This is a genomic window from Streptosporangium sp. NPDC006013 (genome assembly GCF_040614275.1).
Lineage (GTDB): Bacteria > Actinomycetota > Actinomycetes > Streptosporangiales > Streptosporangiaceae > Streptosporangium.
Genome location: NZ_JBEXUE010000185.1, coordinates 1 through 17,880 on the forward strand (window position 1 = coordinate 1; position 17,880 = coordinate 17,880).

Consider the following 17,880-nt stretch of genomic DNA (forward strand, 5'->3'; position numbering starts at 1 on the left):
CCCGGCCGTACGGGTTCGTCAAGCTCACCCCCGGACACCTGGAGGTCCTGGCCGGGCAGCTCTCCGCCGAGCAGGCCGCGGGCCTGGCCGGGGTCCTGGTGGTGGGCGCAGACGCCTTCCCCAGCCGGGCGCTGGCGTTCTGGCAGGCGCTGGACCCGGCACCGGTGCTGCTCAACGAGTACGGCCCGACCGAGGCGTCCGTCGCCAACTGCGTGCACACCGTGACCGGCCCGATCGGCGGAGAGCTGGTCCCCATCGGCAGGCCCATCCCCGGCACCGCCATGTACGTGCTGGACGACGCCATGCGTCCGCTCCCGATGGGGGTGCCCGGCGAGCTGTACATCGGCGGCGAGTGCGTGGTGCGCGGCTACCACGGCAGGCCCGCGCTGACCGCCGAGCGCTTCCTGCCCGACCTCTTCGGCCCGCCGGGCTCGCGGCTCTACCGCACCGGGGACCTGGGCAGGCTCCGCTCCGACGGGGAGTTCGAGTTCCTCGGCAGGCTTGACGACCAGGTGAAGGTAAGGGGATTCCGTGTCGAGCTGGGAGAGGTCGAGGCCGCCCTGGACGAACTGCCGGGCGTCGAACAGTCGGTCGTCATCGCCGCACCCGTGCCCGACCCCCGAACCGAACCCGGAACCGTACCGGTACCCGAACCCCGGCCCGGATCCGGAACCGCGCCCGTACCCGGGCCCCGGCCCGGACCTGGAACCGTACCCGTTCCTGAACCCCGGCCCGGATCCGAAGCCGCACCCGGATCCTCTGGACCCGCGTCCGCGATCGGTTCCGGCTCCGGAGGAGGGCGAAGGCTCGTCGCCTACGTCGTCGGCACCGCCACGGCGGCCGAGATGCGCGCGGGCCTGGCCCGGAGCCTGCCCGAGTACATGGTGCCCTCGGTCTTCGTGCCGCTGCCCACGATCCCGCTCAACCGCAACGGCAAGGTGGACCGATCCGCGCTGCCGGAGGTGAACGCCGCCACCGTGCGGGACGCGGCGGAGGAGCCCGCTCCGCGCCGGGCGCGTACCGCCGTCGAGGGGCAGATCGCCGACCTGATCGCCGGGCTGCTCGGGATCGGCTCCGACGACGTCGGCGCGGACGAGGACCTGTTCGCCAGGGGTATCGACTCCCTGGGCGCGGTACGGCTGATGGCGAGCGTGGAACAGCGCCTGGGCGTGAAGGTCAAGCTCCGCAGGTTCCTGGCCAACGCCACGGTCAGCGGCCTGGCCACCCTGGTGTCCGCGGCCGTCCCCGGTTCCGACCGTGGCTTCGGGCACGCCTCCGACGGGTCTTCGGGGCACGACCCGGCCCCCGGCGCCGCCGGCGGCCCCGATCCCGGCCCCGCCTCCGGCTCCTCCGGCCTCGGTCACGGCCAAAAGAACGGCTCCGGCCCCGCCCGGGAGCCCGGCCACGGCGCCGACCTGGGGAGTGACGGTGCTCCGGCCGCCACGCTCCCCGTGATCACCCCGCTGGCCGTCTCCTCGTCCGCCGGAGCTCCGCTGTACTGCTTCCATCCGCTCGGCGGCTCCGCACGCTGCTACGCGGGGCTGGCGGCCAGGCTCGCCGCGCACCGGCCGGTCCACGCGCTGCAGGCGCTGGAGTCGGGGGTGAAAGCCGGTCCGCTGCCGGACATGGCCGCCAGGTACGCCCGGGAGCTGGCCGGTTCGGGACTGGACCTGGCGCGTCCGTACATGCTCGCCGGCTGGTCCGCGGGCGGTGTGCTGGCCTTCGAGACGGCCAGGCGGCTACAGGCGCTCGGCCACCAGGTCGACCAGGTGGTGCTGATCGACTCGGTGCTGCCCGAGGTGTTCGTGACCGACCTGCTGGGCGAGCTGGCCGAACTGGAGGCGCTGATCGACCGGCTGGCCCCGCTGGGCGCCGCCGAGGCCCGGCAGACCCTGCTCGACTCGAAGGTGGGCTTCTTCGCCGGGCTGGGCATGACCTCCTCCCAGGTGGCCGCCTACCACGAGGCGTACGGGCCGGAGCTGCTGCGGCTCTGGCGCGACAGCCTGCGCGGCCTGGCCGACTACCGGGCCGGCTGGTTCCACGGCCGGGTCACCCTGTTGGCCAGCGAGTCGCATCCGCCCGCGCTGCGCGCCGTCCAGGAGGCGGGCTGGCGCCAGACCGTCTCCGACCTGACCGTCCACGAGATCCCCGGAGAGCACCACGAACTTCTCCGCGCCCCGCACGTCGACCTGATCAGCCGTTTCCTCGCCGACTGAGGATCGGCCTTGGTGTCCTCATTTATTTTTGGGTACCCTCGATCTTCAGGTCGAGAGGCGCTGCAACGGGTTCAGGCCCGCCACGCTCGACCGCGATCTTCCACCAAGGGCGCCTCCCACAACGGGAGGTGGTCCGATGAACGATTCTTCGAGGCACAGCGACGAGCACGGGAACGGCGTGCCGGGAGCGGACGACCGGGTACAGGCACTGCGGGAGCTGCTGGAGCGGCGGATCGCGGTGCTCGACGGGGCCTGGGGCACGATGTTGCAGGGCGCCTCGCTCACCCCGGACGACTATCGCGACGAGCGGTTCGCAGAGCACCCGCGTGACCTGACCGGCGACCCGGACCTGCTGAACCTGACCCGCCCCGACGTCATCCTGGACATCCACCGCCAATACCTCGCGGCGGGCGCGGACATCACCACCACGAACACCTTCACCGCGACCAGCGTCGGCCAGGCCGACTACGGGCTGGAGCCATGGGTGCGGGAGATGAACCTGCGGGGCGCCCAGCTGGCGCGCCAGGCCGCGGACGAGGCGGGCGGACGTTTCGTGGCCGGCTCGATCGGCCCGCTGAACGTCACGCTCTCGCTCTCCCCGCGCGTCGAGGACCCGGCCTACCGGGCGGTGACCTTCGACGAGGTCCGCGCCGCCTACGCCGAGCAGATCCAGGCGCTGGCCGACGGCGGGGTCGACCTGCTGCTGATCGAGACGATCTTCGACACGCTCAACGCGAAGGCCGCGATCGCCGCCGCGCGCGAGGTCGCCCCGCACCTGCCGCTGTGGATCTCGGTGACGATCGTCGACCTGAGCGGGCGCACGCTGTCGGGGCAGACCGTCGAGGCGTTCTGGAGCGCGATCCGGCACGCCGAACCGCTCGTGGTCGGCGTGAACTGCGCGCTGGGCGCCAAGGAGGCGCGCCCGCACGTCGCCGAGCTGTCGCGCCTGGCGGACACCTACGTGGCCTGCCATCCCAATGCCGGCCTGCCCAACGCGTTCGGCGGCTACGACGAGACCCCGGAGGAGACGGCGGCGCTGCTCGACGAGTTCGCCAGGGCGGGCATGGTCAACGTCGTCGGCGGGTGCTGTGGGACCTCGCCGGGGCACATCGAGCGGATCGCGGCCGCCGTGTCCGGCCTCCCGCCCCGCCAGATCCCGGCGCCGGCGGCCCGCACCCGGTTCAGCGGCCTGGAGCCCTTCGAGATCGGCCCGGACACCGGATTCGTCATGATCGGGGAGCGCACCAACGTCACCGGCTCGGCGCGTTTCCGGCGCCTGATCGAGGCGGACGACCATCAGGGCGCCGTCGATGTCGCCCTGGAACAGGTGCGCGGCGGGGCCAACCTGCTCGACGTCAACATGGACGCCGACCTGCTCGACAGCGAGCGGGCGATGACCACCTTCCTGAACCTGATCGCGACCGAGCCGGAGGTCGCCCGCATCCCGGTCATGATCGACAGTTCGCGCTGGAGCGTGCTGGAGGCCGGGCTCAAGTGCGTGCAGGGCAAGGGCGTCGTCAACTCGATCAGCCTCAAGGAGGGCGAGGAGTCGTTCCTGGAGCAGGCGCGGATCATCCGGGGCTACGGGGCCGGCGTGGTGGTCATGGCCTTCGACGAGCAGGGGCAGGCCGACACCGTGGAGCGCAAGGTGTCGATCTGCGCCCGCGCCTACGACCTGCTGACGCGGAAGGCCGGGTTCGCCGCCGAGGACATCGTGTTCGACCCCAACGTGCTCGCGGTCGCCACCGGCATCGCCGAGCACGACGGCTACGCGAAGGCGTTCATCGAGGCGCTGCCGCTGATCAAGCAGCGCTGCCCGGGGGTGCGGACCAGCGGCGGCATCTCCAACCTGTCGTTCTCCTTCCGGGGCAACGACGTCGTACGTGAGGCGATGCACTCGGCGTTCCTCTTCCACGCCGTGCGCGCCGGCCTCGACATGGGCATCGTCAACGCCGGGCAGCTCGCGGTCTACCAGGACATCCCCGCCGACCTGCTCGAACTCGTCGAGGATGTGATCTTCGACCGGCGCGACGACGCCACCGACCGGCTCGTCGCCTTCGCCGACACGGTGAGCGGGACCGGCACACGTCGCGTCGTGGACCTGGCCTGGCGCGAGGCCCCGGTGGAGGAGCGCCTGTCGTACGCCCTGGTGCACGGCATCGTCGACTTCATCGAGGCCGACACCGAGGAGGCCAGGCAGCAGCGGGCGCGCCCCCTGGAGGTGATCGAGGGGCCGCTGATGGACGGGATGAAGGTCGTGGGCGACCTGTTCGGCGCGGGGAAGATGTTCCTGCCGCAGGTGGTCAAGAGCGCCCGGGTGATGAAGCGCTCGGTCGCCTACCTTGAGCCCTACATGGAGGCGGAGAAGGAGCAGGCGCGGCTGGAAGGACGCCTCGACACCGGCCGGGGCCAGGGAAAGGTGGTGCTCGCCACCGTCAAGGGCGACGTGCACGACATCGGCAAGAACATCGTCGGCGTCGTGCTGGGCTGCAACAACTACCAGGTCGTCGACCTCGGGGTGATGGTCCCGGCCTCCGTGATCCTGGACACCGCGGTCGCCGAGGGCGCCGACGTCGTCGGGCTCTCCGGGCTGATCACCCCGTCGCTGGACGAGATGGTCACCGTCGCCGAGGAGATGCGGCGCCGCGGGCTGAAGCTGCCCCTGCTGGTCGGCGGCGCCACGACCTCGCGCCAGCACACCGCGGTCCGCATCGCCCCCGCCTACGACCACAGCACGGTCCACGTGCTCGACGCCTCCCGCGTCGTCGGCGTGGTCTCCGACCTGCTGGACACCGAGCGGGCCGGAGAGCTGGACGCGAGCAACCGCGCCGACCAGGAGCGCCTCCGTGAGCAGTACGCGAGCAAGCAGCGCACCCCCCTGCTGACCGTCGACCGGGCCCGGGCGAACCCCGAGCGGGTCCCGTTCGACGATCTGCCCGTCCCCGACTTCACCGGCGTCCGCGTCGTGGAGCCGGACCTGGCCGCCCTCCGGGAGATGATCGACTGGCAGTTCCTCTTCCTGGCCTGGGAGCTGAAGGGCAAGTACCCGGCGATCCTCGACCAGCCGGTGGCCCGCGAGCTCTTCGACGACGCCAACACCCTGCTGGACCAGATCATCGCCGAGGGAAGCTTCCAGGCCCGGGGCGCCTACGGCTACTGGCCCGCCCACTCCGAGGGCGACGACATCGTGCTTGAGCACGGCCTCCGCCTGCCGATGCTGCGCCAGCAGACGGCCAAGCCCGAAGGCCGGCCCAACAGGTGCCTGGCGGACTACCTGGCTCCGGCGGGGGACCACCTCGGCGGGTTCGCCGTGGCGATCCACGGCGCCGAAACCCTCGCGGACGCCTACGAGGCCCAGAACGACGACTACCGGGCGATCATGGTGAAGGCCCTCGCCGACCGGCTGGCCGAGGCGTTCGCCGAGTACATCCACCTGAAGGCGCGGCGGGACTGGTTCGAGCCGGACGCCGCCCCCCGCCTCGAGGACCTGCACGCCGAGCGTTTCCGCGGTATCCGTCCCGCGCTCGGCTACCCCGCGAGCCCGGACCACAGCGAGAAGCGGGAGCTGTTCAACCTGCTGGACGCCGACCGGCTCGGCATGGGGCTGACCGAGTCCTTCGCGATGACCCCGGCCGCGAGCGTGAGCGGGTTGATCTTCGCCCACGAGTCGTCGCGGTACTTCACTGTGGGGCGCCTCGGCCGGGACCAGGTCGAGGACTACGCCGTGCGCCGCGGCCTGGACCTCGCCGAGGTCGAGCGCTGGCTGCGCCCCAACCTCGCCTACGATCCCGAGTGATCTGATCCGTCGGCCGGCGCCGAGGGCCGCTGACGGCCCCGGCCGACGGGAACACGGTTCAACTTGTTGACCGGCGGTGGAGGCAGGGGAGGGACGAGAGGATCAGGCGGTCGCCCGAGCGAGTGGGCAGGGCGAAGGCGACGGCCTTGCCGGGGGCGCCGGCCAGGGTGGTGACGGGGTAGGTCCGGCAGTGGCCGTGCGAGAGCCGGTGGGCTAGGAGCAGGCTGCGGCCGTTCTCGGCGAGCAGCGGCAGGCCGATCTCCTGCACCGAGTGCAGCAGGTTGAGGATGAGCCGGACCTCGTGGGTGTCGGGGTCGCCGTCGACGACCTCGCACCAGCTGGGGGTACCGTCCAGGCTGAAGACGCGCAGCTCGTACGGGGGGCGGGCGTGTTTCTCGGCGTTGGCGGCGAGTTCGGCGACGATGAGTTCGGCGGTGTCGATGTCGTCCTCGGGCGGTCCCGCCTGCTGGAGCACGTCGCGAACGATGGCGCGGGCCCGTCGTGAGGCGGAGCCGGGTCGCAGGACCTTGACCAGCGCACGGATGTCACTCCGCCCCGCCGCGTCGCTGTCTGGTCCCGTTGTGCCGCTGGGTAGCCCGGCCGTGCTGTTTTCCTGTCCCGTCGTGCCGTCGGCCTCGCTCGGAGTTTGGACATCCTGTCGCGGTGTCGTGATGTTCCGGATCGTTGTTTCGGTGCTGTAGGCCGAGGTGGTGGTGGCTCCGGGCGGGGTGAAAGGTTTCCAGTTGTGGTCGGGTGCGGGAGCCGGGCTTTCTGCGGGGTGGTGTGGTGAACCTGGGGGGATGTCGCCGGTTGCTGGCATGAGCACGCTCCGTTCGCGGTGGGGCTGTGCCCAGCAGGAAACGCCAGCGTGGGGACGGAGGTGAAGGTCAACGCTTGATCGTTGATCGCTGCCCGGCGAGGCCCGGTCAGCGGTGAACGTGGTTGGGTATCAGCCGGTCGTGTCGGGCGTCGGTGGGCGAAAATCTGTCGTTTGGCTGTGGGGATGGTGGCCGGGGGCTTGCGGACATCACAATGAGTTGTGGTCCGACTACCGAGAGAGAGTGGTCATGGGGAAGGCAGGCGGCGGGAAGGGGCGTCCGGATCTACTGAGGGCGCGGCTGGAGCGGGGGATGACGCAGGAGGAGGCGGCGGACGCGGTCGGGGTGGCCGTGGGGACGTGGGGGAGGTGGGAGCGGAGCGAGCAAGGGATCCGGCCGCACAGTCGCAGGAAGATCGCGGCGGTGTTCGAGGCGGAGGCGGAGGAGGTTGAGCAGTGGATAGAAGGGTGGGCCCTCGGGGAGACATCTTCGTGGCCGGTCGCGGAGTACGGCGACACATCGACGGCGGCTAGCGTGAAGTCAGCCGCGCTGCTGTGGAGGTATGAGATGGACGAATCCCGCCGCCACCTGCTGACCGCGTTGCCGTTCGTGCCCTCGGTTTTGGCGGGTTGGATAACGGCGTGGAACTACAGCGACCCGCCTCAGGCGGTCGCGCAGCGAGGAAACAGGCGCACGGTGGGCCAGGCCGACATCGACCGGATCAACGAGGCGCGCAAGGTTTTCAGTAACCTGGACGACCAGTTCGGGGCCGGTCTGGTCCGCCCGACGGTGGTTCGGTACCTAGACACCACGGTGACCCCGTTGCTGCGAGGCCGCTACGACGACCAGGTGGGATCGGCGCTGATGTCGGCGGCGGCCGGAATGACTTGGTTGGCGGGCTGGACGGCTTTCGACCTGAACCAGCACGGTCAGGCGCAGCAGCACTTCGGTCAGGCGCTGCGGCTGGCGAAGACGGGGAACGACCCGCTGACCGGTGTCTGGATACTGGTGACGATGACCTCGCAGGCGCTTCATTTGGAGCAGGCCGCCCTGGCGGTGTGGCTGGCCAGAGCCGCGGCCGACACCGCACGCCGCGCACAGGCATCTCCGCACGTCATGGCGCTGATGCTGACCAAGCAGGCATGGGCGACGGCTATGCAGAGTGGGGCGGCCGAGACCCACGACAGGCACGGTGCCAAGCAGGTTGAGCGGCTGCTCGTCGAGGCCGAGCGCGCGTACGCCCAGGGGACCATCGACCGCGACCCGGCGTGGATCGCCAGGTATGACGAGGCGGAGTTCAAAGCACAGATTGGCCGCTGTTGGAGCCTGCTTGGCGAGCATAGGCGGGCTGCGGACTGCGCGGAAGCGGCCGTGGCGGAGTTCGGCAACCGTTTCCCGCGATCCGCCCAGCGCAACAGGCTGCACACGGCCGAGGCGTACCTGGGGATGGGCGAGCTGGAACAGTCCCTCGCCGCCGCCCGAGCCGCGATCCCGGCGACGAAGGCACTGACCTCCGCCCGCTCGACCGACTTGATCCGGCAGTTCGCCGACCGGCTTGAGCCGTACAGGGGCAGCATGATGGTCCGCGAGTTCCGCGACCACCTGAACCACGAACTCGCCGCCTGATGACCGCGCCGGGTCCGACGCCGAGGGGGGTGGGAAATGCCGCTCGCCCCGGAGTGACCCGGCGTCGTCAGCAGTCGCGGGCGACGGCGGCGCGGGTCCGATCACCGGAATTGCAGCGTGGAGGCCCCGTCGTTCACGGCGGGGAGGAAATGCGGGAAAACAGTGCCACCTGGTAGCGGTGAGTGACATATTCGGTGCGTGCTGGTGACATGGTGGCCTGGCCGTGGCGCTGGGGGCTGGCTGAATGCGTCGAGGCGATGACGGTAGTCGGCAACGAATATGCATGCAAGATGCATGCTAACGTGGAGGTGTGGGAATCATACAGATTCGAGATGTCCCCGAAGCGACCGAGCGGACGTTGAAGGCGCGGGCCGAGCGTGAGGGTAAATCACTGACGGCCTACCTGCGTGATCTGCTGAACGAGGAGGCGGCCACCCCGGCGCTGGACGAGGTGATGGCCAAGATCGCCGCCGATGAGCCGGTTCCGTACGACCCCGATTTCGTCCGCGAGACGCTGCGCGAGGGCCACCGGTGAGTCTGGTCGTGGACGCCTCGATCGTTTTCCGCCTGCTGGCCAACGTGAAGGGTGACGATCTTCTTCGTCGGCGGTTGGCGCGCAAGGTGCACGCCCCGGCGTTGATCGACGTGGAGATCGCCTCGGTGGTGCGCGGGCATGTGATCACCAGTAAGCCGGAGGTGCGGATTTCCGAGGCGCGGGGCCGGATCATGCTGGAGCGCTACGCCCAGCTGCGGATCGTCCGGCATTCGATGCTGCCTCTGCAGTCGCGGGTGCTGGAACTGCGCAACAATCTCACCGCCTACGACGGCATGTACGTGGCCCTCGCCGAACTGCTGGGAATGCCGCTGCTGACCGATGACGCCAAGTTCGCCGGTGCGACGGGACACCGAGCGGAGATCCACCGCTACCCACCCCCGCTGCCGTAACCACGAAACACCGGAGGCGTAACCGGTTGGCCAGTAGGTCCGCTTCCAGCTCAGCCAGGAGCCGCTGCCGTAACCACGAAACGCCAGAGGCGTAACCGGAGAAAGCGCGAACGCCGGGCTCCCGATTCCACCGGGGAGTTCCCGGCGCCGCCCACTTCCGCGCCCCAGAGGACACGCTTATCGCACTATGCGGTCGGGGCCCACTCGGTGGCGAAGGTTTCCATCTGCTTGAGGACGAGGTCCACGGCCGCGCGTTCCTCGTCCGGTGGGTAGTCGAACCGGGTGAGCAGGCGTCGGATGCGGTTGCGCAGCTTGGCGCGTACCGGTTCGCGGGAGAGCCAGTCGACGGTCAGGTTCTTGCGGATGTCCGCGACCAGCGCGCGGGCGATCTGTGCGAGGGTGTCGTCGCCCATCAGGGCCTTCGCCAGGCCGTGGTTGGCCACCGCGTCGTAGTGGGTGTTGTCGGCATCGATGAGCACCGCGAGCTTGGCAGCGTTCTCACTGACCATGAGGCTCCCTTCGCTTTCAGCATGCGGGGGAAGCCATCGCGGTTCAAGAGTCCGCATGGCCCTGTCGTCGTGGCACGCATCCGTACGCCCCCTAAGCTCGCCTGCGGACCCCCGATGCTCTCAACTCACCACGATCGTCCCCACCCGAACAACCAACACTCTGTGCCACCGATCCGTAACTCACTCCCTACCCCTCGAGACCCACCTCTCGCCGTGCAACGACACCGATCCCCTTTCAAGCTCATCCTGACTCGCCCGTCACCAGGTGCAGACCCGGGCCCAACTCTGCTCGCATAACCACCGCGGTGGCGCATGAGGCATCCGGGCAGCTCCCGTTGCTACGTCAAAGAAGCGACAATCTGCTCACCCGGTGGAAACACACTTATCTATTCTCGGCTTTCCCGAACACCGCGAATGCGGGCTCATCTGTCGGTGGTGCGTGTTTATATCTCCCATAAGCCGCTACACGGCGAAACACCACCAACATTTTCAGGGAGCCGTCATGTCGCGAGGCAGGTATTATCGGCGTGGGCATTGGGTCAATAGACCGAAACCGAAAAGCGCGAAAGGATCCGGCTGGGTCCTCCTGGCCGCCATCGCCGCCATCGCATGGTTTTGGACCCAGAGCGGCACTGAGCAGCCAACCCCGGCCCAACCGCCGTCCTCGGTGTCAGAGCCCGCACCCCCGGCACAGATCCTGGCCCCCGAGCAGGTTGCCGACGCCGGCCAGGAGCCGCCGCCCGAGCCGACCGGGGCGCCGTGAAACGCCTCACACGCGCACTGCGGCGGCGCCTTCCCCGGCCACGAATGCCCGCCGGACCGGTGGAATGGTGCGCCGCCGCCGTCATCACACTCGTCGCCGGATCTTTCGCGATTCAAATCATCGGCGTCGTTGTCGACGCGATTTTCAGCACCTGGTACATCGGGGTTTCCGCGGGAGTGTGCGCTGTTCTGGCGATTATTGGATGGTCTCAACTCAAAGCCGTTGCCGCCCGGCACCGTTCTGAGCGGCTGCGCCATCTGCAGCTGACGCTGCCGCAACTGGATGCGATGAATCCCACTGATTTCGAGCGGGCCGTGTGCGACCTCATGATTCGAGACGGCATCGCGGCCCGGCACGTGGGACAGCGCGGAGACAAGGCGGCCGACGTCATCGGCCGCGAGCGCGGCGGCTACGTCATCGTCGTGCAGTGCAAGCACACCACCACCGCCGCCAAGGTCGGCTCCCGGGTCATCTACGAGGTCAACGGCACGGCCGCCGCCGCGCACGGCGGCGACGTCGCCGTGGTGGTCACCAATGGCTCCTTCACCCGCGATGCCCGCCAAACGGCCGATGACTTCCGGATCCACCTGCTGAGCCGCGACGAGCTCGGCCGCTGGGCCACCGGCGAAGCGTCCCTGCAGCATCTGCTGAGACTGACCACCCCGCTGCGCCGCTGGCGGCGTCTGCGCCACACCTCTTCCCGGCTCATCCGCCACCCCGCCCAGCACCACGACACCCTTCAACCCTGAAACGAAGGCGCGCCGAACGGGTACGGTGTCGCGGACCATAATTTCTGCTTGCGTTGCGTGACAAGCCCCAGTTCCCTGGGCTTTTGTCGCTGTCCGAGGAGATGTTCGGAGGGCTGGCGCTATCGCTGTCCATCGGCCCAAGGTCCTGGCTTCCGTGGGGCCTCCCGCTGGCGGCTTCGCCGTTTTCCTGGTCAGGCGGGGGAACCATCCTTCACTATTTTCGTGGACGCAACCGTCGACCGCCGACAAGGATTGATTGTGGACGAGACAGAGTTTCCGCCCTCCCTGGGTAAGGTTGCGCCACGTGGACTGGCGGCCAACGGGATAACCCGCTACGAACAGTTGGCCGCCCGGTCCGAACGCGAACTCCTGGACATCCATGGAGTCGGACCGAAGGCCATACGAATCCTCCGTGAGGAGTTGGCATCTCGCGGTCTGAGTTTCCGCGATGACTGATGCTGGACGTGCTGGGATGTGCTGCTGCCGAGACGGCCTCGACTTTCTCCACGGCTGCCGGGATGTCGCCTCATCCCGCCCGGCCATAAGCAGGGCCGGGGCGCCGATCCGCGGATCGTCGAGGTGCTGGGCATGGACGTGTTCCGATCCGACGTACCGGCCACGGGCAGGATCGGACGACCGCGGGGCCTCCGGTGGAGTGGTGGAACAGGCGGCGCCACGCCATCTGGCTGGGGAAACTCGTACGCCACCTTCGTGGACGCAACCGGCCCGGGAGCCTGACCGATTCCGACGGGATGACCGCAGCTTGACCGGCGTGAACGAGGTCGGCGGGAAGGTGGCGCGAGTCCGGCTCCTCGCTGCCCGCACCGGGTTCTACTGTGTGCTCAAGTCGTGCGGCACAGCGGGTCGGATCGCCCTGTGTGTCCACCAAGCGCAGGCGTAAAGGGTGAGCGCGCAGGCCAGCGCGGCGCCACCGCCCTTCGCCGAGTCCGAGAGAATTCCCTCCACTACCTGTTGGACAGTTGCCTGGTCGGCTGCGGCAGGTCCGCCCCGGTAGTCCTCCAGGGTCTGCACGTTGACCACAGCGCCGGTGAGGGCGGCAACGGTCAGCGCTGTTATAACGCTCCAGCGTGCCGCTGCCGAAAGCCCGACCCGGACGGTGGTGTCGGCGGGGACTCGGCTCGGGCGGCGCCACAGGTGCACCGTGATGGCGACCAGCCCTCCGACCGTGCTGATGTGCTGGACCACCCGCGCTACCGTGAGATCCCCCGTGACGTAGGACCGCAGGACGCTCAGGTGGGTGACCACGTAGCCGTCGGCGTGCGTGAAGGAGTCCCATATCAGGTGGGACAGGATGCCGATCACGACGGACAGCAGCACCCAGCCTGTCCGGCGCAGGCCATCACCGCCGCGCTCGGCCGACCTGGCCGGGGAGAGCCGGGCGGGCAGCAGGTCGGCGGCCGGGCGGCGCACCAGCCAGTACAGCATCAGGAGAGCCAGCGCATACGGCACCCCCACGGCGATGCCGGACAGGCTGTGGGAGACGGTGGCGTTGAGGAACGGTTCGTACCAGGACTGGGCACTCACGGGTATGCGCGCGCCGGCAAGGAAGTACGGCGCGTCCGGAGCCATGGCTCCGCAGACCAGGGCGGCCGGGGAGAACGGATGGCGCAACAGCGGCAAGACGGCTGCGGGGTGAGACAGCGTGAACGGCATCGAGGATCTCCTCCGTGCCGGTGCGGCCCTGCGGGGGCGAGCGCCGGGTGCGGTCGGACGTAGGGCGGCGCACACAGCCCTATGAGCCGAACAGTTGAATAACTCCCTCGAAGATATATGACGGTTAACTGACTACCTGGAAGGGGGGTCGGTAAACACGAAACCGCCCCCCGAGCTGAGGAGGGCGGCTGGTGAAGGGCTTTAGCGCCGGCTGGGCCGGCCGCGAAGGCGAAGTGCGTGCACGCCGGCGGCCAGCGCACCGGCCAGCGGCACAACTGCGGCGATCCCCAGGACGGGAAGCAGTTGACCCCAGGCTCCTGTGTAGGCGTGGGCAAGGAACGGCGGGCAGGCTGCGGTCATCACGGCCGTCTCGGTCAGCCCCGGTGACCTTGACCGCCAGGCCAGCGCGAGGCCGGTGGCCGCGAGTACGAGCAGGGGCCACATGCCGTAGTCGGTGCTGACCGGCAGTACGTCCGCGTAGAGAGCGGTCACCGGCAGCCACGCCGCGGCAGCCATCGCGCCGGCTGCGGCACACACCCTGGGCCCCGGCATCAGATCGGGCGGACAGGCCAACACGGCCAAGGCGGTGAGCAGCGCCATGGCCGGGGTGACGATCGGGTCGCCGAACGCGGGCCCGCTGACGACAGCCGCGACGGCCGACCCCGCGAGTCCGACGGCGACCGCGACCACACCTCCCCGCCACCGTCCCGTCAGCGCCGTGACCGCCCCGACGACGACCAGCGCCGAAGCGAGCAGCAGGGCGCTCCACGCGTCGGCGAAGAAACGCGCAGGGGCCGGCGAGGCGACCACGCCGGCATACCAGCGGCTCAGATGCACACCGCAACCCGCCGCCGCCGCGGCCACCGCGAACGGCGCCGTACTTGCCAGCAATCGTCCTGCGGCTGTCGCGGAACTCACGCCCAGCCTCATCCGCACCGCGTGACCGGCGATGTCCGCGGCCTCCCGAAACCTGCCCGCAGGGGAGATTTCCGCCGCGGCCTGCTGGTAGACGGCAAGGATTTCCTCACCGCACTTCAGACGGTAACGCTGCGGATACAGGCGCAGAACCAGCCCGATCACGCCTGCGTCACCGCTACCCCGGAGGCCCCCAGCCGCCGGCGGGCTTCACGGGCGGTGGCCGCCATCCGCTCCGCCGCGGCCGCCAGCCTCTCCCGCCCCAACGGCGCCAAAGCGTAGACCTTGCGGGCCCGGCCGTCGACGACCTCCTCGCGGTGCACCTCGATCAGCCCTTCCTTCTGCAGCCGATCGAGGGCGCCGTAGAGGGTGCCGGTACGCAAGATCACCCGGTTACCGGAGAGTGATTTCACCTCCTGGGCGATGGCGTAACCATGCCGCGGCTCATCCGCCAGGGCTGTCAGCACCAGGAGAGTCGGCTCCTGCAACACACGCTCGCTCATCCATTCAACATATGTCGCCCGGCGAACTATCGACAATGCTGGGGCGCCGCGGTGTCCGGTGTTGACTGCTGTCCAGGCGTGTCCGGCGCGCTGCGTGGGTCTGACGGCCAGGTCGAGCCGGTTGTTCATGCCGACCTCGAATGGCGGTGCTGCGAGCCGGCTCCCACAGGTTGGCCGATCCCAGGTCGTCGGCCGTGCGCCGGATGCAGAGTGCGGCCGTATCCGACTGGGCCGGGACTTCTACGTTCAAGAGGTCCGCGCGCACGTCCGTGGCCGCGCTCACATCGCCTGGCTGCAGCACGCCCAGCGGCAACGACCTCACTGCTTGGAGCACCCGCCCGTAGACGCGACGTACGGGAGGAGGGGGCCGGTCGTCCCGCCAGTGCGCACAGGGGGTGTGCCTACCGCTTCGAGGATGACTACCTGGACTCGGGCAACGCCCTGCCGGCCATCACCCGGACGGTCACCATCATCGGCGAGCACTCGACCCTGATCCGCTCCTCGTACCACGGGGCGAACCTGTTCCGTATTCTCGCGGTCAACAAGGGGGGCAGGCTCACTCTGAAGGGCGTCACCGTGACCGGCGGCGACACCCCGGGAGACGGCGGCGGTATCGCCAACGAGGGGACACTGCGCCTGGAGCGCCGCACCGTCGCCGGAAACCAGGGGGGGGGGAAGCCTCTTGGGGCCTGATGTCGTTGAACCTTTCCCAGTGAGCCTTGATCACGCTGGGTAGCCCCGGGCGTGCCTCGCCTCCAGGCCGCAGACATGAGTGAAGCCCCTTGCCAATTAGCTCGATCGCGGTTGTGTGCAGCACGTGGGAGACCTGGGCGGCGACATCCGGATCGCTGATCCCGGGGTAGTCGCCGACGAGTTCTCCGATCAGGTGGAGGACGCGGGCCTCAGTCGCCTCGCGGTCGCCGATGGGTCGGGCACGGTCGTAACCGCACATCGAACCACTGCTCGGCGCCGTACTCCTCGAACATCCCCACCCCGGTGAAGGCCATCTTCGCCGCGAGACGCATCGAGCGGCCGTTCGCGGTCTGAGTACTTAACGACTATCGGCTCTCCTCACGCGGCCGAGCACCACCGACGTAGGCACCCGCCTCCAACGAGTCGAACAGCTCGACGAACGCCACACGATCCCGAGCCTGCGACTCGCGCAGCACGAGCCGCTCGGTCCTGATCGGGGCGGGCGGCCAGACGGCGGATCCAATGTCAGTCCGGCCGGCAGCTATCGCACGCTGCAACACCCCGCCTTGAGGCGCTCGTGCCGCCTGGTTCCCGACCAGCACGGCGTGTCCTCACCGACCACGACCGCGTTCCAGGTACGGGCCGGGTCCTTCATGGCGTCGCACCTCCTCGTGAACCGCGGTCAGAATGTGGCGATCGGGTTGACCGGGCTGCCGGACGTACCGGCGAAGCGGACCGGCGCGACTGCGAGGTGGAAGTCCCACTGGCCGAGCTCGGCAGCCGTCGTCGCGCACGCCTCCAGGTCGCAGTTGTCGAGCATCCACAGACCCATAGCGACGAGGCTCACGGCGTGAACCGGCATCAACACGCCTTCGTACCCCGATGGCTGAACGTCCTGGGGGGTGTCAGCGCCGATCAGCGCGACCTCCCGTTCATGCAGCCACGGCAGGCAGGACGCGTGCCACCCGGCCTGCGTGAAACCGCTGACCGCACCGGTCTCGTGCCGGACGCGGCCATAGCCGGTCCGCAGGAGTACCGCATCGCCGGATCGCACCCGCACACCCTGGCGACGCTCGGCCTCCTCGAGATCGTCGGGAAACACACCCTGCCCCGGTTCCAACCACGGCACATCCCGCACGCTCGCAATGTCCAGCAGGACACCACGCGTGATGATCCCGTTCGCCGCCGCCGTGACGGACGCCCACGCCGATCCCGTTGCGGCGTCGACCAGCGAGTGCGACCGCCCGTTGTACATCGTGCCGTCCCAGAAGATGTGGCACGGCGAGTCGACGTGGGTGAGGGTGTTGCCGTGGAACGTGACGCCGAGCCGCTCGGACGAAAAGCCCCAGCGCCGGTCGTTGCGGAATCCGGGCACCGGCATGTCCTCGGCACCCGGCATGTCGGCGGCGCACGGGCACGTCGTCGTCGACCGCTCCATGTCTTCCGGTACGGCAACCTCCCATGCGCACGACACGCTCCTGCCGTGGCGCACGGCCCGCGCCGCCGCCAGCCGGACGTCGTCGGTGATGTGGTTCAGAGTGCCGAGCTCGTCGTCGTCGCCCCACCGTCCCCAGTTCGACAGCGTGTTGAAGTACCCGAGCACGTCGTCCTGTGTGGGCATCGGTCGCCCTGCCGTCATCCCAGCATCGACTCCTCCGGTCACGTGGTTCGAGGCACCGCAGGCAGGGTATCCCGCCCTCTCCTTTGATATGACCTCGCCGGGGCCGGAGAGACGGTGTGAGCAACCTCGATCCAACCCCCGGCGAGGCCCATGTCAATCCCCATCCGCTCGGCCAGGCTGGAGAGTCGACATGCGGCAGGCCGCATGGTCGAACCCGGCCGCCGGACTCGCCGACGGAGATGTCGACGTCGCCCTGCTGCGCCTGCCCTTTCCCGGCCAGGACACCCTGCGAGTGGAGGTGCTGTTCGCCGAGCCCCGCTGGGTCGCGCTCCCCACGGCACACCCGTTCGCCACGCGTGACCTGATCCCTTTCCGGGACCTGTGGGATGAGCCATTCGTGGCAGCCTTATCGGAAACAGGCCGGTGGCGGGACTACTGGCTGGCCGCCGACGAGCGTGACGGCCACCCGGTCCGCGTCGGCGCCGTCACCGACCACCCCGACGACTGGCTGAGCGCAATCGCCAACGGCTACGGCATTGCCCTGGCCCCCGAATCCGCCGCCCGGTTCTACGCGCGCCCCGGCGTCACCTACCGGCCCGTTGGCGGCGTCAGCCCCAGCCAGGTCGGCGTCGCCTGGGCACCCGCCGGCGACACCGACCCCGTCATCCAAGATTTCGTCCGCTGCTGCATGGAAAGCAGCCCACCCCGACACGACGCGACCATGTGATTTCGGTGCGCGTAGATGTCGTCTCATCTGGAAAGTCGGCGATGGCAACTAAGGAACCGCCGCGCTGGCTCACCCCTGGCACCTGCCTGGCTCGGCAACTCTATGAAGGCGTACCAGGCCATGATCGCTGTCCACCCGATGGGGAGGGCGAGGAAGATGAAGAATGTGCGGCTGGCCGCCGCCTCCGCCTCGTCCTCGTTCCACGCTGTCGTGGGGTTCTTCGGCAGGTAGCGCACCTTTACCGTCGAGCCGGGATTCCTGCGTTCGCGCATAATGATGACGCGTGATTCGAACCGCGCCGGATTCGATGGGACGGCGTGGCGTC

At 69.3% G+C, this 17,880-nt stretch carries 16 protein-coding genes and 1 riboswitch; of the genes, 7 read left to right on the forward strand and 9 right to left on the reverse strand.

What is annotated here, in order from left to right; all coding sequences use genetic code 11:
- Positions 1–2,216, forward strand: a 2,216-nt coding sequence (locus ABZ260_RS26000; RefSeq protein ID WP_355622607.1) for a thioesterase domain-containing protein, incomplete at its 5' end; no start/stop codon positions are given.
- Between the two features lie 46 nt (positions 2,217–2,262).
- Positions 2,263–2,338, forward strand: a riboswitch (S-adenosyl-L-homocysteine riboswitch).
- Positions 2,339–2,352: 14 nt separating this feature from the next.
- Positions 2,353–6,012, forward strand: a complete 3,660-nt coding sequence (gene metH / locus ABZ260_RS26005; protein WP_355622610.1) for a methionine synthase — start codon at positions 2,353–2,355, stop codon at positions 6,010–6,012.
- A 58-nt stretch (positions 6,013–6,070) separates the two neighbouring features.
- On the opposite strand, the gene ABZ260_RS26010 is transcribed toward metH, so the two are convergent.
- The gene (locus ABZ260_RS26010) at positions 6,071–6,832 is read right to left on the reverse strand and encodes an ATP-binding protein (protein WP_355622613.1); all 762 of its coding nucleotides are present in this window, start codon (positions 6,830–6,832) and stop codon (positions 6,071–6,073) included.
- Between the two features lie 247 nt (positions 6,833–7,079).
- Between ABZ260_RS26010 and ABZ260_RS26015 the strand changes: the two genes are divergently transcribed.
- The 3 genes from ABZ260_RS26015 (at position 7,080) to ABZ260_RS26025 (ending at position 9,401) form a co-directional block, all read left to right on the forward strand.
- Positions 7,080–8,456: a helix-turn-helix transcriptional regulator gene (locus ABZ260_RS26015; RefSeq protein ID WP_355622616.1), complete on the forward strand. Its 1,377-nt coding sequence runs from the start codon at positions 7,080–7,082 to the stop codon at positions 8,454–8,456.
- Positions 8,457–8,766: 310 nt separating this feature from the next.
- Positions 8,767–8,991, forward strand: coding sequence for a hypothetical protein (locus ABZ260_RS26020; protein ID WP_355622619.1), 225 nt, complete (start codon positions 8,767–8,769; stop codon positions 8,989–8,991).
- Entirely contained in the window at positions 8,988–9,401 is a 414-nt protein-coding gene (locus tag ABZ260_RS26025) for a type II toxin-antitoxin system VapC family toxin (protein ID WP_355622622.1), read from the forward strand. Before ABZ260_RS26020 ends, ABZ260_RS26025 begins: the two co-directional genes overlap by 4 nt.
- 185 nt (positions 9,402–9,586) lie before the next feature.
- On the opposite strand, the gene ABZ260_RS26030 is transcribed toward ABZ260_RS26025, so the two are convergent.
- A complete protein-coding gene (locus ABZ260_RS26030; RefSeq protein ID WP_355622625.1) occupies positions 9,587–9,910 on the reverse strand; it encodes a type I restriction enzyme endonuclease domain-containing protein in 324 nt (107 codons plus the stop codon).
- A gap of 807 nt (positions 9,911–10,717) precedes the next feature.
- Between ABZ260_RS26030 and ABZ260_RS26035 the strand changes: the two genes are divergently transcribed.
- Positions 10,718–11,422 (forward strand): restriction endonuclease, encoded by a 705-nt coding sequence (locus ABZ260_RS26035; protein ID WP_355622637.1) that lies wholly within the window; start codon positions 10,718–10,720, stop codon positions 11,420–11,422.
- A gap of 831 nt (positions 11,423–12,253) precedes the next feature.
- Here ABZ260_RS26035 and ABZ260_RS26040 read toward each other — a convergent pair.
- The 6 genes from ABZ260_RS26040 to ABZ260_RS26065 form a co-directional block, all read right to left on the reverse strand.
- Positions 12,254–13,096 (reverse strand): DUF4184 family protein, encoded by an 843-nt coding sequence (locus ABZ260_RS26040; RefSeq protein WP_355622640.1) that lies wholly within the window; start codon positions 13,094–13,096, stop codon positions 12,254–12,256.
- A 201-nt stretch (positions 13,097–13,297) separates the two neighbouring features.
- The gene (locus ABZ260_RS26045; RefSeq protein WP_355622643.1) at positions 13,298–14,176 is read right to left on the reverse strand and encodes a hypothetical protein; all 879 of its coding nucleotides are present in this window, start codon (positions 14,174–14,176) and stop codon (positions 13,298–13,300) included.
- Entirely contained in the window at positions 14,173–14,514 is a 342-nt protein-coding gene (locus tag ABZ260_RS26050) for a PadR family transcriptional regulator (protein WP_350925252.1), read from the reverse strand. The genes ABZ260_RS26045 and ABZ260_RS26050 overlap by 4 nt, the downstream gene beginning before the upstream one ends.
- 419 nt (positions 14,515–14,933) lie before the next feature.
- Positions 14,934–15,059, reverse strand: a complete 126-nt coding sequence (locus tag ABZ260_RS26055) for a hypothetical protein (RefSeq protein WP_355622646.1) — start codon at positions 15,057–15,059, stop codon at positions 14,934–14,936.
- Positions 15,060–15,572: 513 nt separating this feature from the next.
- On the reverse strand, positions 15,573–15,764 hold the full coding sequence (locus ABZ260_RS26060; RefSeq protein ID WP_355622649.1) for a hypothetical protein: 192 nt from the start codon (positions 15,762–15,764) through the stop codon (positions 15,573–15,575).
- A gap of 125 nt (positions 15,765–15,889) precedes the next feature.
- Positions 15,890–16,828, reverse strand: coding sequence for a cyclase family protein (locus tag ABZ260_RS26065; protein WP_355622652.1), 939 nt, complete (start codon positions 16,826–16,828; stop codon positions 15,890–15,892).
- Positions 16,829–16,916: 88 nt separating this feature from the next.
- On the opposite strand from ABZ260_RS26065, the gene ABZ260_RS26070 reads away from it, so the two are divergent.
- Positions 16,917–17,555, forward strand: a complete 639-nt coding sequence (locus ABZ260_RS26070) for a LysR family substrate-binding domain-containing protein (protein WP_355622654.1) — start codon at positions 16,917–16,919, stop codon at positions 17,553–17,555.
- A gap of 23 nt (positions 17,556–17,578) precedes the next feature.
- On the opposite strand, the gene ABZ260_RS26075 is transcribed toward ABZ260_RS26070, so the two are convergent.
- The coding region (locus ABZ260_RS26075; protein ID WP_355622657.1) for a hypothetical protein at positions 17,579–17,880 on the reverse strand (302 nt) is incomplete at its 5' end.